Source organism: Kribbella sp. NPDC050281, from assembly GCF_040655855.1.
Taxonomy (GTDB): Bacteria; Actinomycetota; Actinomycetes; order Propionibacteriales; family Kribbellaceae; genus Kribbella.
Genome location: NZ_JBFAKS010000031.1, coordinates 31391 through 44782, shown reverse-complemented (window position 1 = coordinate 44782; position 13392 = coordinate 31391). Strand labels below are relative to the sequence as shown.

Below are 13392 nucleotides of genomic sequence, written 5' to 3'. Positions count from 1 at the left end.
AAACGACATTCAAATAAGGAGGAAGGCAGATGCCCCGACGTCCGGCCCCGACCGGCAAGCGCAAGCCGAAGCAGAATCCGCTCGACCGCGACGGCATCACCTACATCGACTACAAGGACACCGCGCTGTTGCGCAAGTTCATCTCCGACCGCGGCAAGATCCGCTCCCGCCGCGTCACCGGCCTGTCGGTGCAGCAGCAGAAGCAGGTCGCCCGCGCGATCAAGAACGCCCGGGAGATGGCGCTCCTCCCCTACACGTCGGCCAACCGGTAGGGCAGTTGCCGGCGGCAATCAGACCAGGCGGCGGTCGGTGGCCCAGCGGGTCAGCTCGTGGCGGTTCGACAACTGCAGCTTGCGCAGTACCGAGGAGACGTGGGTCTCGACCGTCTTCACCGAGATGAAGAGCTCCTTGGCGACTTCCTTGTAGGCGTAGCCGCGGGCGATCAGGCGCAGTACCTCTCGCTCGCGCTGGGACAGGCGGTCCAGGTCCTCGTCGACCGAGGCGATGTCGATCGCGCCGGAGAACGCGTCCAGGACGAAGCCGGCCAGCCGCGGCGAGAAGACCGCGTCACCGTCGGCGACCCGGTTGATCGCGTCGACCAGTTCGGTCCCGCTGATGTTCTTCGTGACGTAGCCGCGGGCGCCGGCCCGGATCACGCCGATCACGTCCTCGGCCGCGTCCGACACCGACAGCGCGAGGAACTTGACCTCCGGATGCCGCTGGTGCACCTGCTTCATCACCTCGGTGCCACCACCTCCGGGCAGGTGAACGTCGAGCAGCACGACGTCCGGCTCGGTCCCGACGATCGCCTTCACGGCGGTGTCGACGTCGGATCCCTCCCCGACGATGTCGACCGAGGCGCCGATCTCGCTGCGCACCCCGGCCCTGAACATGTCGTGATCGTCGACGACGACAACGCGCCTGTTGCTCATCTGTCCATCTCCAGTCGCACTTCGGTGCCTGTCTCCGGATCGGACCGCACCGTTGCGCGGCCGCCGTGCCGTTCCATCCTGCCCATCACACTGTGCCGCAGGCCGAGCCGGTCGTCCGGCACGCCGTCGACGTCGAACCCTTTGCCGCGGTCCCGGACGAACATCTCCGCCCGGTCGCCGTCCACCTCGACGAACACGTCGATCTTGGCCGCACCGGAGTGCTTGGCCGCGTTCACCATCGACTCCCGGGCGGCCCGGACCATCGCCGACAACCCTTCGGTCATGTCGCAGTCGCCGACCGTGACCACCTCGACCGGAACCCCGTGCGAGTCCTCGACCTCGGCGGCGGCCCGCTTGGCGGCTCCCGCCAGCGTCTGGTCGGTCTTGTCGTCCTCGTCGTACAGCCAGGACCGCAGTTCACGCTCCTGCGACCGCGCCAGCGTGGCGACGGCGCGCGGATCGTTCGCCTGCTTCTGGATCAGCGCCAGCGTCTGCAGCACCGAGTCGTGCAGGTGCGCGGCCATGTCGGCGCGTTCCTGGGAGCGGATCCGCTCGGACCGCTCGGTGTTCAGGTCACGGGTCAGCCGGTGCACCCACGGCCCGGCGATGACGCCGATACCGACGACCGCGAGCAGCAGCGCGATCAGCACGTCGCCCACCATCGAGAGCCGGCCGTTCTGCACCAGGAACACGGTCACCGCGGTCCCGAGCAGGATGACGCCGATGCCGATCCGGATCAGCGACTTCCAGCCGCCCTTGCCGAGCAGGATGCCGAGGAACGAGAAGCGCCCGTAGTCCCGGGTCCAGGCGGCCTTCTGGCTCTCGTCGGCCTGCCGCCAGATCAGCGCCAGACCAGTGACGGCGAACACCAGCGGCCAGAACATCTTCCCGGCGATTCCGAGCCCGGCCACCTGCAACAGCAGCAGTAGTCCGACACCGATCGCGACCAGGGCCGTCACCTGGCTCTTGCTCTTCTCCCGCCGCCGCGCCTTGGCCTCGGTGACCGGGGGCGGCGCCTCGTCGGACCGCAGTCCGCTTCGGGTGTGTGCGGCCAGCCCCGGCGCCGCCGGCATCCCCGGGGGCGCCAGCGGCATCAGGAACCACAGCGCGGCGTAGATCAGGACGCCGAACCCACCGAACACAGTGGTGGCGATCAACACGAGGCGTACGACGGTGTCCGAAACGCCGAGGTGGTCCGCGATCCCACCGGCCACACCGGCGATGATCCGTCCCTCGGTACGGCGGTAGGCCCGGCGTACCGGTGGCGCATCCGGCGTCGGGCGGGTCTGCTGGCCTGCTCCGGCGTACGCGGCTCCCGTGGGACCGGAGTACGGGCCCTGGCCGGAGTACGGCGGGCCGGCGTACGGCGGGATCTGTCCGGTGTAGGCGGCGTACGGGCCTTGGTACTGTCCAGGTCCTTGCGGGCCCCAGCCCTTGTACTGCCACTGGCCGTCGTTCTGCTGGCCCGGTGCCTGTCCCTGTCCCGGCGCATGCGTCGGCTCGGGTGGGGTCCCGGAAGTGGAGGACCCGCCCGACGGCGCGGCTGCGGCTGGATGACTCATCCCCACGATCGTCACACGCCGGAAGGGCCGGCACCAGCAGGCTTGTCCCGGGCCGGCTCCTCAGAGGCGGTCCGCCAGGCTCAGGGTCGGCTCGGGGAGAACCCCTAACCAGTGCTCGACTCCTGGCGACTCCGGGGGTGCTCAGGGGGTATCCCCGATGTTGTACCGGCGCCGAGCGAGCCAGTATCGATGACATGGAGCAGAACTCGAGCGGGCCCGGTGGGTTCGACCGCAGCCGCCTGCAGGACGTGCAGACCTGGCAGCGTAGCCGGTCGGACCGGATGGTGGCCGGTGTCTGCGGCGGGATCGGCCGCGCGCTGAACATCGACCCGGTGCTGATCCGCGTGGTGATGGCGGTGCTCATCATCAGCGGACCGGGGATCATCTTCTACATCGCCGCCTGGGTGCTGATGCCCGACGAGGGCAGCCAGCGCTCCGCGGCCCAGGGTCTGCTCGGCGACCGGATCCGGCCGGACCACCCGTGGCTGTGGCCTGTCATCATCGGCGTCTGCGTGTTCGTCGCCATCGCGATGATGTCGTCGTTCAACATCGGCCGGTTCGTCCCCGGGCCGCTGATCGTGCTCGCCGTGATCTGGCTGGTCGCGCGGCACCGCCGGAGGGATCGGCGTGGCCGGCGCGCAGGCTGGGCCGGTCCCGGCACGCAGTGGCAGGGCGGCCAGCCCACCGCACCGCGTCCGCAGGACTCCACCGCGGCGAACCATCAGCCGACCGGCACCTCGGCGTACATGGCACCCCAGAACGGCCCGTCAGCTCCCCCGACGGGTCCGTCGTCCTCGGCCACACAGAGACCCCAGGACCGCACCGTCGAACCGGTCCAGGCTGTGTGGACCGAGGACGACCCCCTCGGCCTGTACGTCGACGAGCCGCCGGCCGGACCGCCGTCGGAGCCGGCCCGGTCCGCGAAGGCCGAGCCACCCGCCAAGGGGATGCGCGGGGTCAAGTCGATCATCGTCGTGCTGACCGGTATCGCGATCGCGATCGCCGCGGCCGCCGGTGCCTCGACCGCCACGATGCTGATCATCGGCCTGATCACGCTGGGTGGCGGCATGCTGGTCGGTGGCTTCGTCGGCAAGACCGTCGCGCTGCTGCCGCTGGGCATTCTGCTCGCCGTCGGCGCGATCGTCAGCACCGTGTTCACGGAGGTACCGCGCAACTTCGCCGACACCAACTACGTCGCGCCGACCGGTGAGAAGATCGGGGCGACCGGGCAGTCGTACACCTTCGACGCCGGATCGGTACACCTGGACCTGACCAAGGCCACCTTCGCACCGGGTGCGAAGGTCGAGGTGCACGGTGGCGTCGGCGAGGTCGTGGTGAAACTGCCCGAGACCGTTGACATCGACGGCAACCTGGCCACCAAGATGGGTGACGTGACCTGGCTGAACGAGCACCACGGCGGCCGGAACGCGGAACTGACCATCAAGGACCTGGGACCCGACGGCAAGGCCGGGCCGCAGCAGGTCACCCTCGACCTCGACCTCAAGGTCGGCAGCATCACAGTGGAGCGCGGATGAGGAAGACGAAGCCGGATGTCCCGGGCGTCATCGCGGGCACCATCCTGTCCGGCGGCGCCACCGTCTGGATGCTGACCGACAACGGCGTCCTGCAGACCGACGACCTCGGCCTGACCGCGGCCCTCCTGCTCGTCGCCGCCGGCGTCATCGGCCTCGCCGCCTCCCACCGCGGCTGAATTCGATCGACCGCCGGCGTCACCACCGCGGGACGGTACGCCGACCGACGCGGCAACCGGATGGTGTTCGTTGCCGGTGGCATCTTGCCGGCCGGATGGTGCGTGTTCGCCCTGACCGAGTCCGCCCCCGTGCCGGGGTCTCGGTTAGGCTTGTGGACCGCTGATCGGCTTCGGCCGGGGCGAGTACCCGAGGGGCCCGGCTGAAGCGGGCCCCGCTGTCAAGGAGTTCCGATGGTGCGCGGCACCGTGAAGTGGTTCAACGCCGACAAGGGCTATGGCTTCCTTGCCGTCGACGGACAGGACGACGTCTTCGTCCACTGGAGCAAGATCGTCTCCGACGGCTACAAGACGCTGGAGGACGGTCAGCAGGTCGACTTCCAGATCGTCGACGGGCCGAAGGGCCGCGAGGCCGACACGGTCACTCCGGTCTGACCACGCGAAGGACCTACCGCGCAAAGCTGTTGCCCCCGGCCCACGCCGTTCCCCGCTTTCCGGACTGCACCGGGAGTCGTCAACCGATAACCTGACCACCTCACCTTGGGAGGGTCAGAGACGTGACAGAGCCGGTACCCGTCATCCGCAGGCTCGAGCAGGCGCTGGCCGACGACGACTTCGCCTGGTCGCTGCTGCTCGTCGGCGAGGACCAGACCGACAAGCTGGCCACGCTGACCGGCGACCTGCGCGGACCGTACTCGACGACGGGCGACGGCAAGCAGATCACCTCGGGCTTCTCCTACTGGGGTATCGGTCCGACGATCGCGTGGGCGAACGCGACCAACGACCCGTTCTACCTGGTGATGAAGGCCGGCGCGGAGTCGTTCCTGCGGCACTGGCGCAAGGTCCGCCCGCATGTCGAGAACGGCGGCTTCCACCTGGTCAGCCTCGGCGTCGGCACCGGTGTGAAGGACCGCACCATCCTCGGCGACATGCGCCGGCAGAACCGGGGCATGTACTACATCCCGGTCGACATGAGCTCGGAGATGCTCCGGATGGGCACGCTGGAGTCGGTCCGCGGCGTCCGCTTCCCGATGTCGCAGGTGCTGCCGGTGCAGCTCGACTTCTCGATCGACGACAACATGAGCGAGCTGGCCCAGATGCTGGCGCGGCTGGTCGGCAAGGACCCGCTGCTGTACACGTTGACCGGCAACACGCTGGCGAACTTCGAGAGCGACGAGGACCTGCTCCGCACCATCACCCGGGGCCTGCGCCCGCAGGACCGGCTGCTGCTCGAGGTGGCCAGCACGAGCAGCCTGGATCAGGACGCCGCCAAGGCGGCAGCCGACGAGTACCACCAGACCCGGGCGTTCGCCGAGTTCGTCACCAGCGCCCTGCGGTACAACACCGACCTGAAGATCGACAACGACCGGATCGACTTCCGCGGCGAGGTCGAGACCGACGACGCCCTGCGGGTGAAGATCGTCTGGCAGAACAACACCGGCGAACCGATCGTGATGGGTCTGCCCGACCACACCGAGGTGGTGCTGGACCCCGAGGACACGATCCTGCTGTACACCACCCGCAAGTTCTCCACCGAGCGGCTGAAGCGACTCACCGCCGCCTGTGACCTGACGCCGATCGAGCACGCGCACTCCGGCTTCCGGCACACCCGCCGGCCGAGCCCGTTCGGCCTCGATCTGCTGCTGCTCGCTCCGGGCACCGTCGAAGGCCCGGCCATCACCACCCTCGCCGACGACATCTGGTCGACATGATCCCTGCCAGTGCGCGGCGGACGGTGGTCACCGCACTGAGCTACGGACTGCTGGGCCTCGCGTTCTCCCTCGGGGTGATCTGGTTCTTCTGGCCGGAGAACTCCCGGTGGGAGCCGGCGGTGAACTCGCTGACCCTGGTCGCCGGGCTGACCGGTATCTTCGTCGAGCGCCTGACCGCCGAGGCTGAACGTCGTACCGAAGTACTGCGGGCGGTCGCGGACGAACTGCAGGAGAACAAGCGGCTCCTGAACGACGAGCGGTTCTCCCCGGCGACGCCGACGACCCGGCAGGTGTACCCGCGGCTCGTGGTGTCCGCGGTGGACCTCGCGCTCGTCTCCGGCGCTCTCGGGTTGCACCGCGACTCGGAGCTGGTCGGCCTGCTGCACCGGTGGCGCGACACCGTGAACCTGTTCAACCGGCGGCTCGATCTCACCGAGATCAGCACGTTCTCGAACAGCATCTCGTCCGAGGAACTGGCCGCCTTCCATCGGGCCCTGCACCGGGAGAACAGCTACTTCGCCGCCACCCGGGACAAGCTCGAGACCCTGCTCACCCGGCTGCCTGCGTCTTAACGGCCGAGGCCGTAAACGGACCGTCCGCATTTGGGCTGAGCGGTTGACTTGGCCACATGCCCAGGGCTTCACTTTCGGACAGGACCGTAAATACGGCACCCCGGAGGCCCCTCGCATGCGATCAGCCCGCTCGCTCATCGCGGTGGCACTTGCCGCCGTACTCGTGACGACCCTGACCACTCCCGCCCAGGCGAACCACCAGCCACCGACAGGCAAGCTCGTGTCACTCGGTATCCCGCTGTCCGACGTACTCCTGATCGGGGGCACCGTCGCCCCCGGCCCGAACGGCAAGACCGCGATCTGGAACGTGTCCACCGGCAGTCCGGCGTACCTGAACGCCATCGACCCGGCCACCGGCGAGAGCCTGCTGTCCGCGGCACTGCCCGGCGCCGACGGCAGCTACGCGGTCGCCGCGACCCCGGACGGGACGATCTACGTCGGCACGTACAACAACGGCCACCTGTATCGTCTGCGTCCCGGCTCCGGGACCACGGTCGAGGACCTCGGACGCCCGATCGCCTCCGAGACGTTCATCTGGCGGATCACCACCGACGAGCAGGGCAATGTGTACGGCGGCACGTTCCCGAACGGCAAGGTGTTCCGGTACGACGATCAGACCGGCGCCGTCCGCGACTACGGCCAACTGAAGGCCGGCCAGCCGTACGTCAAGAGCATCGACTACGCCGACGGCAAGATCTACACCGGCTCGCTGCCCGACGCGCACATCATGGAGCTCGACGTCGCCAGCGGAGCGATCACCGAACTGCCGTCGCCACCGGGGCTCGGCGACCCGACCGACAAGGTCGTGTACGACCTGAACGCCCGCGGGGGCCGCGTATACGCCCGGATCAGCACCGCCTTCCCCGGCCCGCTGTACGTCTGGGACATCGCCTCTCGCACCTGGGTGGACGAGATCCCGAACGCGCACGGCCTGGACATCTCCCCGGTCGGCGCGAACGGCGAGATCTACCTGATCCAGGCCAGTGAGCTGAAGAAGTACGACCCGGCGACCAAGACACTGACCGGGACCGGCCTCACCTTCACCGGCCGGATCCAGAACGCCCGCGCGATCGGGTACGCCGACCTCGACCTGCCCGACTACCCGGGCACGAGTGTCGTCGGCACGCTCTGGCGCGGCGAGGAGTTCCGGTACAACCCGCAGACCGGCAAGTCGGAGATCTTCGAGACCAAGGTCCGCCGCGAGCCGATCGAGATCCTGTCCGTCGCCGGCGGCAAGTCCAAGGTGTACGCCGGTGGGTTCCTGAACGGCGGCGTCTCCGTCGTCGACCCGGCCACCGGCGAAGCGGCGTACAACAGGTTCTCCCAGACCGAGGCGCTGATGGAGGGCTCCGACGGCAAGCTGTGGATCGGCGCCTACCCGGAGGCCCGGCTGTACTCGTACGACCAGACGCAGCCCTGGAGCAGCCCGGAGTACTCCCCCGGACCGCCCGGTACGCCGGACAACCCGACGCTGGCGGTCAATCTGCACTCCGAGCTGCAGACTCGCGCCCGCGCCCTGGCCGAGGTGAACGGCAAGATCGCGGTCGGCACCGTCCCCGACGGCGACCGGCTCGGCGGCGTGCTGGCCATCGTCGACCCGAAGACCGGGACCACCCAGTCCTTCCGCAACGTGGTCCAGGACGAGAGCATCTTCGGCCTGACCGCCCGCCGCGACATCGTCTACGGCGGTACGTCGATCGTCGGCGGACTGTCCACCACCCCGCCCACCCGCGACGCGGGCACCGTGTTCGCCTGGGACGCGGCCAGGTCCCGCAAGCTGTGGGAGACCGTGCCGGTGCCCGGTGCGGCCACGGTCTCGTCGGTCACCATCGGCCCGGACGGGCTGCTGTACGGCGTGGCCGGCAAGACCGCGTTCGCGGTGGACCCCCGAGACGGCAAGCTGGTCAGGTCCTTCACGCTCGGGACCACCACGTCCAGCGGCGACATCGTCGCCACCAACGAGGCGGTGTACGTGAGCATCGACCTCAACAGGGTCTACCGGATCGCGCCGGGGAACAAGCAGACCCCGACGCTGTTCGTCGAGCACGCCCACCGGCGGCTCGGGGTCCGGGGAGATCACCAGCTGCTGCTCACCAGCGGCTCCGAGCTGTTCCGAGTTGATATCAGCCGTTGACAGCCGAAATTCGACCCAGCTACTTTCGGTCCTGACCGTTATTCGGCGATCTACTTTCCGGCCCTGACTTCCGGACACCCTGGGGGTGCGATGTCTTCCATGCTTCACACGACCGTCCGCCGCATCGCGGCACCACTCACGGCGCTCGTACTGGCCGCCGCACTCTCCTCGTGCGGCGGCGACTCGGGCTCGTCGTCGACCGAGACCAAGAGCATCACGCTCTGGATGTATCCGGTGATCGGCGACCAGGCGGCCAGCGACGCCTACTGGCAGAAGGTCGAGAAGGACTTCGAGGCCGCCAACTCCGGCATCGACCTGAAGCTTGAGATGCAGCCGTGGGCGAACCGGGAGGAGAAGCTCGCGGCGGCGTTCTCCGGCAAGAAGGGCCCGGACGTCCTGCTGATGATCCCTGACCAGATCCCGCAGTACGTCACCAACGGCTCGCTCGAGCCGGTCGACGACGTGGTGACGCCGGACAAGGACAAGTTCCTGCCGGCCGCGATCCCGGGCCTGAGCGTCGAGGGCAAGGTGTACGGCGCACCGATCTACCACACCGTCACCTCGACGATGTACAACAAGACGATCCTGACCAAGGCCGGGATCACCACGCCGCCGGAGACCTGGGACGAGATCAAGGCCGCGGCGCCCAAGATCAAGGCGGCCGGGTTCTCCACGCTGGACTACTCCGCCTCGCCGGAGGCGTCGCTGAACCTGAACTTCTACCCGCTGCTGTGGCAGGCCGGCGGCAAGGTGTTCGCCGACGACGGCAAGTCCGTCGCCTTCAACCAGGCTCCGGGCCTGGACGCGCTGACCTTCCTGAAGTCCCTGTGGGACGAGGGCGGCATCCCGAAGAGCGCCCTGAGCAACGGGAACACCGTCGCCGACTCACCGCTGGGCAAGGGCCAGGTGGCGATGGCCTTCACCAGCACACCGGCCGACGCGGGCACCGTGGCGAAGACCTGGGGTGCGGCGAACATCGAGATCGGTACGCCGCTGACCGGTCAGAAGCAGGTCGGCTTCGGCCTGCCCGGCGGGCTGGTACTGAACGCCGCCTCGGAGAACAAGGACGCCGCGAAGAAGTTCATGTCGTTCATGATCCAGCCGCCGCAACTGGAGGCGCTCAGCAAGGCGTCCGGGTTCTACACCCCGCGCACCGACGTGAAGGCGCCGGCCGCGGACGCGACCGCGGCGAAGTTCGCCGACGCGCTGCAGTACGCCTTCCCGGGTGAACCGAACCCGGCCGCCCGGCAGGTGAACTCGCTGCTCGGCGTCGAGATCCAGGCCGTACTGACCGGCAAGAAGCAGCCGCAGCAGGCGCTCGACGACGCCGCCAAGCAGGCCAACGACCTCCTGTCGAGACAGCGTTGACCGTCACCCAGCAGGTGCGGGACGGCTCCCGCCGCCGCTCCGTCTTCTCCCGGTCCGCGTCGCCCACAGGGCGGCGCGGACCGGGGCGGCGCCCTTGGGTCGGGCTGCTGTTCGTGGCCCCGATGCTGGCGTTGTTCCTGGTGTTCCGGTTCCTGCCGGTCGTCGGCGCTTTCCTGCTCTCGCTCACCGACTACCGGCTCAGCGGCCGCTGGACTTTCGTTGCCGTGGACAACTACACGCGGCTGCTCCAGGACGACCTCTTCCGGCAGAGCCTGGTGGTCACCCTCACCTACACGGTGATCTTCGTCCCGCTGACCGTGCTGCTGTCGCTGGGCACCGCGATCATGTTGCAGCAGGTGGTCTGGAACCGCGGCTTCTTCCGCAGCGTGTTCTTCCTGCCGTACGTGACCAGCATCGTGCTGGCCGCGGTCATCTGGAAGTGGATCTACGACGCCCAGGACGGCCTGCTGAACGCGGTCCTCGGGCTGGCGTCGGTCGGCCCGGTGGACTTCCTCGGCCAGTCCGGGTCGGTACTGCCGTCGATCGCGGTGACGTCGGCCTGGAAGGGCTTCGGCTACTCGATGCTGATCCTGCTCGCCGGGCTCCAGGCGGTGCCGAAGTCGTACCTCGAAGCAGCCATGATCGACGGCGCCGGCAGCTGGCAGCGGTTCCGCTACATCACGCTGCCGCAGCTGCGCCCGGTGCTGTTCTTCGTGCTGGTGATCGAGACCATCGGCGCGTTCCAGGTCTTCGACGCGATGTACGTGATGACCGGCGGTGGACCGGTCCGCTCCAGCTACTCGCTCGTCTATCTGCTCTACGACAGCGGATTCAAGTACTTCGACTTCGGCTACGCCAGTGCGATCGGACTGGTGCTGTTCCTGATCGTGCTCATCGTCTCGCTCGTACAGCGACGGCTCGTCGGGAGGGACGACTGATGGTGAACCTGCTCGAACGACCCAAGGTCCAGGACCGGACCGAGTCGCCGCGGGTCGACCGCCGCCCGGTCGCCCGGCTCACCCTGCCGACGCTGCTGGCACTGACCGCGATCGTCACCGTCGTGCCGTTCGCGGCCATGGTCCTGGTCGCGTTCGCTCCGCCGAGCGGCCGGACCTTCCCGGACGCGCTCAACCCGGCCAACTTCACGTTCGAGAACTTCGAGCGGGTGCTGTCCAGCTCGGACATCCCGCGCTGGACGGTCAACTCGCTGCTGTACTCGCTGGTCTCGGTGGTCTGCGTGCTGCTGTTCGCCTCGATGGCCGGCTACGCCTTCGCGAAGAAGCGGTTCCCCGGCCGGGACATCATGTTCTGGGCCTTCCTGGCCACTCTGATGGTGCCGTTCCAGGCGACGCTGATCCCGTCGTACATCCTGGTCTCGCGGCTGGACTGGGTGGACAGCTTCTGGGGTCTGATCGTGCCGACGCTGGCGAACTCGCAGGCGGTGTTCCTGCTGCGGCAGTTCATCAGCCAGCTGCCGGACGAACTGTTCGAGGCGGCCGAGATCGACGGTGCGCCGGAGTGGCGGATCTTCACCCAGATCGTGCTGCCGCTGATCCGGCCCGCGCTGGCGACGCTCGGCATCTTCGTGTTCCTGTGGCACTGGAACGACTTCCTCTGGCCGCTGGTGATCGGCCAGTCGGCGGAGATGCAGACACTCACCGTCGGCCTGGCGACACTGCAGACGCAGGCGGTGCCGATCAACCAGGTGATGGCCGGCGCGACCATCACCGTCGTACCGAGCCTGCTCGTGTTCGGCCTGCTGCAGCGCTACCTGACCGACAGCATCGCGATGTCCGGGCTCAAGGGCTGACCTCCGGCCCGGTCTCCCGGATGACGCGCATCTCGTCGCCGTGGACGGTCAGCGCCCAGATGACCAGGATGTCGACCGCGATCATGATCATCGACCAGATCGGGTACGCCGCGAGGAACGCCACGTTGACCATGACGCTGACCACCGCCAGGACCACGCCGACGATACGTCCCCACAACCGGCCGTTCAGCAGCCCGATCCCGGCCGCGATGACGACCAGCCCCAGGAACAGGTGGATCCAGCCCCAGCCCGTGTAGTTGAGGTGGATGGTGAGACCGCGTCTGCCGACCAGGAAGTAGTCGTCCTCGAACAGCGCGATGAACCCCTGGAACGCGTGGAACATGCCGAGCACGATCATCATCACGCCGGCGAACAGGATCCAGCCGACCCACCGGCTCGGCCATTCCGGAACCTCGGGCTCACCCGGCGCCGGCGGTTGCCGGTGCCTCGCCGCGGTGGGGTTGGCATCAGTCTCCGACATCGTGACCTCCTACTCGTGGTGGCGGGGGTTGCACGGCCTCCGGATGGGCGGCGCGGTAGTCGGCGACCGGGTGGTACCGGTCGTAGAGCATGGTCAGGATGCTCACCAGGAAGACGAAGAAGAGGGTGTCGGACAGTCGCAGATCGCCGTTCCCGCGCCGCAGCAGCACTTCGGCGATGACGACCAGTCCGACGTTGACCGCGAAGACGACGGCGAAGGAGATCGCCGCGGAGTCCCACCCGTAGCCCCGCCGGGCCGACCAGAGCCCGATCGCGGAGTTCAGGATGACGAAGACGGCGATACCGAAGAACAGCCGGAGATCGCTCGTCTCGACCCCCGGCAGCACCCGTGCGTAGATCACGCTGATCAGGCCGATCAGGAAGATCTTCTCCACCGACGCCAGGTCGAACACCTTGCGGTGCGCGGCCTGGTACGCGGCGCGCTCGCTGGCCTCGTCGATCTCGACCGGCAGCGGGTCGGCCGCCAGTCGCAGTGACCAGTCGGCCGGACTGAGTCGGGGCCGGACCACGAACCACAGCACCGCGGCGAGGGCGAGGATCGCCACCACCAGGACCGGCAGGAACCACGGGACGTCCCGGATGGTGTCGGTCAGGTCCAGCTGGGCGATGTGGATCCAGTACTCCTGCGGCAGTTTGATGAAGATCCAGATCCCACCGGCCACCAGCACCCAGAACCGGAACGAGTAGCGCAGCGGATTGCGCCGGGCGCGGACGAGCTCGTAGGCGATGAAGAAGTACTCGAACGTATTCGGGAAGAGCAGGAGCAGGAACCTGGCGCCGCTGAGCTCGAAGGCCACCACGCCGATCTGGCGGTAGAAGAACAGGAACCGGCTGATCTTGACCGCCGACAGGTTGGTCCAGTTCCGCAGGCTGGCCAGATACGCGACGGACAGGTAGAACACGTCCATCGCCTTGTCGTAGCTCTGGTAGTTCGGCGGGTCGAAGCCGAAGGTCTGGAAGATGGTCTGGTCGACGCCGTCCAGCAACAGGCAGGCGACGATCGCCGGCAGCGGGAAGCGCGGGATGAGCAGCGGCAGGAGGAACCGCGCCAGCACCACCGTCCAGAAGACAACGTCGACGCTCATGTCCGCAG

General features: G+C 68.2%; 14 protein-coding genes. 10 read left to right on the top strand and 4 right to left on the bottom strand.

Annotated elements, in window-relative coordinates; translation table 11 throughout:
• The first annotated feature begins 29 nt into the window (after positions 1–29).
• The gene (gene rpsR / locus AB0I34_RS29380; protein WP_131352936.1) at positions 30–272 is read left to right on the top strand and encodes a 30S ribosomal protein S18; all 243 of its coding nucleotides are present in this window, start codon (positions 30–32) and stop codon (positions 270–272) included.
• Between the two features lie 18 nt (positions 273–290).
• On the opposite strand, the gene AB0I34_RS29375 is transcribed toward rpsR, so the two are convergent.
• Both AB0I34_RS29375 and AB0I34_RS29370 read right to left on the bottom strand, forming a co-directional pair.
• Positions 291–932: a response regulator transcription factor gene (locus AB0I34_RS29375; RefSeq protein ID WP_360451275.1), complete on the bottom strand. Its 642-nt coding sequence runs from the start codon at positions 930–932 to the stop codon at positions 291–293.
• Complete coding sequence (locus AB0I34_RS29370) at positions 929–2494, bottom strand: PspC domain-containing protein (protein WP_360451273.1); 1566 nt, start codon at positions 2492–2494, stop codon at positions 929–931. The genes AB0I34_RS29375 and AB0I34_RS29370 overlap by 4 nt, the downstream gene beginning before the upstream one ends.
• Before the next feature lie 194 nt (positions 2495–2688).
• Here AB0I34_RS29370 and AB0I34_RS29365 point away from each other — a divergent pair, with 194 nt between their 5' ends.
• The 9 genes from AB0I34_RS29365 (at position 2689) to AB0I34_RS29325 (ending at position 11798) form a co-directional block, all read left to right on the top strand.
• On the top strand, positions 2689–4029 hold the full coding sequence (locus tag AB0I34_RS29365) for a PspC domain-containing protein (protein WP_360451270.1): 1341 nt from the start codon (positions 2689–2691) through the stop codon (positions 4027–4029).
• A complete protein-coding gene (locus tag AB0I34_RS29360) occupies positions 4026–4205 on the top strand; it encodes a hypothetical protein (RefSeq protein ID WP_131352940.1) in 180 nt (59 codons plus the stop codon). Before AB0I34_RS29365 ends, AB0I34_RS29360 begins: the two co-directional genes overlap by 4 nt.
• A 231-nt stretch (positions 4206–4436) precedes the next feature.
• The gene (locus AB0I34_RS29355) at positions 4437–4637 is read left to right on the top strand and encodes a cold shock domain-containing protein (RefSeq protein WP_131352941.1); all 201 of its coding nucleotides are present in this window, start codon (positions 4437–4439) and stop codon (positions 4635–4637) included.
• 122 nt (positions 4638–4759) lie between these two features.
• Positions 4760–5914: an L-histidine N(alpha)-methyltransferase gene (locus AB0I34_RS29350; protein WP_360451266.1), complete on the top strand. Its 1155-nt coding sequence runs from the start codon at positions 4760–4762 to the stop codon at positions 5912–5914.
• A complete protein-coding gene (locus tag AB0I34_RS29345; protein WP_360451263.1) occupies positions 5911–6486 on the top strand; it encodes a hypothetical protein in 576 nt (191 codons plus the stop codon). The genes AB0I34_RS29350 and AB0I34_RS29345 overlap by 4 nt, the downstream gene beginning before the upstream one ends.
• 115 nt (positions 6487–6601) lie before the next feature.
• Complete coding sequence (locus AB0I34_RS29340; protein WP_360451261.1) at positions 6602–8620, top strand: hypothetical protein; 2019 nt, start codon at positions 6602–6604, stop codon at positions 8618–8620.
• Positions 8621–8719: 99 nt separating this feature from the next.
• Complete coding sequence (locus AB0I34_RS29335) at positions 8720–9988, top strand: sugar ABC transporter substrate-binding protein (protein WP_360451258.1); 1269 nt, start codon at positions 8720–8722, stop codon at positions 9986–9988.
• Positions 9985–10926 (top strand): sugar ABC transporter permease, encoded by a 942-nt coding sequence (locus AB0I34_RS29330; RefSeq protein ID WP_360451255.1) that lies wholly within the window; start codon positions 9985–9987, stop codon positions 10924–10926. Before AB0I34_RS29335 ends, AB0I34_RS29330 begins: the two co-directional genes overlap by 4 nt.
• The gene (locus tag AB0I34_RS29325; protein ID WP_131352946.1) at positions 10926–11798 is read left to right on the top strand and encodes a carbohydrate ABC transporter permease; all 873 of its coding nucleotides are present in this window, start codon (positions 10926–10928) and stop codon (positions 11796–11798) included. The genes AB0I34_RS29330 and AB0I34_RS29325 overlap by 1 nt, the downstream gene beginning before the upstream one ends.
• On the opposite strand, the gene AB0I34_RS29320 is transcribed toward AB0I34_RS29325, so the two are convergent.
• Both AB0I34_RS29320 and AB0I34_RS29315 read right to left on the bottom strand, forming a co-directional pair.
• Complete coding sequence (locus AB0I34_RS29320) at positions 11788–12279, bottom strand: hypothetical protein (protein WP_360451253.1); 492 nt, start codon at positions 12277–12279, stop codon at positions 11788–11790. The genes AB0I34_RS29325 and AB0I34_RS29320 overlap by 11 nt on opposite strands.
• Positions 12266–13384: a hypothetical protein gene (locus AB0I34_RS29315; protein WP_360451250.1), complete on the bottom strand. Its 1119-nt coding sequence runs from the start codon at positions 13382–13384 to the stop codon at positions 12266–12268. The genes AB0I34_RS29320 and AB0I34_RS29315 overlap by 14 nt, the downstream gene beginning before the upstream one ends.
• Positions 13385–13392 lie beyond the last annotated feature (8 nt).

What these genes read in the sequence shown, in the direction of transcription:
- AB0I34_RS29370 (WP_360451273.1), bottom strand. Translation starts at nt 2,494, where the DNA reads ATGAGTCATCCAGCCGCAGCCGCGCCGTCGGGCGGGTCCTCCACTTCC.
- AB0I34_RS29345 (WP_360451263.1), top strand. Translation starts at nt 5,911, where the DNA reads ATGATCCCTGCCAGTGCGCGGCGGACGGTGGTCACCGCACTGAGCTAC.
- AB0I34_RS29375 (WP_360451275.1), bottom strand. Translation starts at nt 932, where the DNA reads ATGAGCAACAGGCGCGTTGTCGTCGTCGACGATCACGACATGTTCAGG.
- AB0I34_RS29340 (WP_360451261.1), top strand. Translation starts at nt 6,602, where the DNA reads ATGCGATCAGCCCGCTCGCTCATCGCGGTGGCACTTGCCGCCGTACTC.
- rpsR (WP_131352936.1), top strand. Translation starts at nt 30, where the DNA reads ATGCCCCGACGTCCGGCCCCGACCGGCAAGCGCAAGCCGAAGCAGAAT.
- AB0I34_RS29335 (WP_360451258.1), top strand. Translation starts at nt 8,720, where the DNA reads ATGCTTCACACGACCGTCCGCCGCATCGCGGCACCACTCACGGCGCTC.
- AB0I34_RS29325 (WP_131352946.1), top strand. Translation starts at nt 10,926, where the DNA reads ATGGTGAACCTGCTCGAACGACCCAAGGTCCAGGACCGGACCGAGTCG.
- AB0I34_RS29355 (WP_131352941.1), top strand. Translation starts at nt 4,437, where the DNA reads ATGGTGCGCGGCACCGTGAAGTGGTTCAACGCCGACAAGGGCTATGGC.
- AB0I34_RS29315 (WP_360451250.1), bottom strand. Translation starts at nt 13,384, where the DNA reads ATGAGCGTCGACGTTGTCTTCTGGACGGTGGTGCTGGCGCGGTTCCTC.
- AB0I34_RS29320 (WP_360451253.1), bottom strand. Translation starts at nt 12,279, where the DNA reads ATGTCGGAGACTGATGCCAACCCCACCGCGGCGAGGCACCGGCAACCG.
- AB0I34_RS29365 (WP_360451270.1), top strand. Translation starts at nt 2,689, where the DNA reads ATGGAGCAGAACTCGAGCGGGCCCGGTGGGTTCGACCGCAGCCGCCTG.
- AB0I34_RS29360 (WP_131352940.1), top strand. Translation starts at nt 4,026, where the DNA reads ATGAGGAAGACGAAGCCGGATGTCCCGGGCGTCATCGCGGGCACCATC.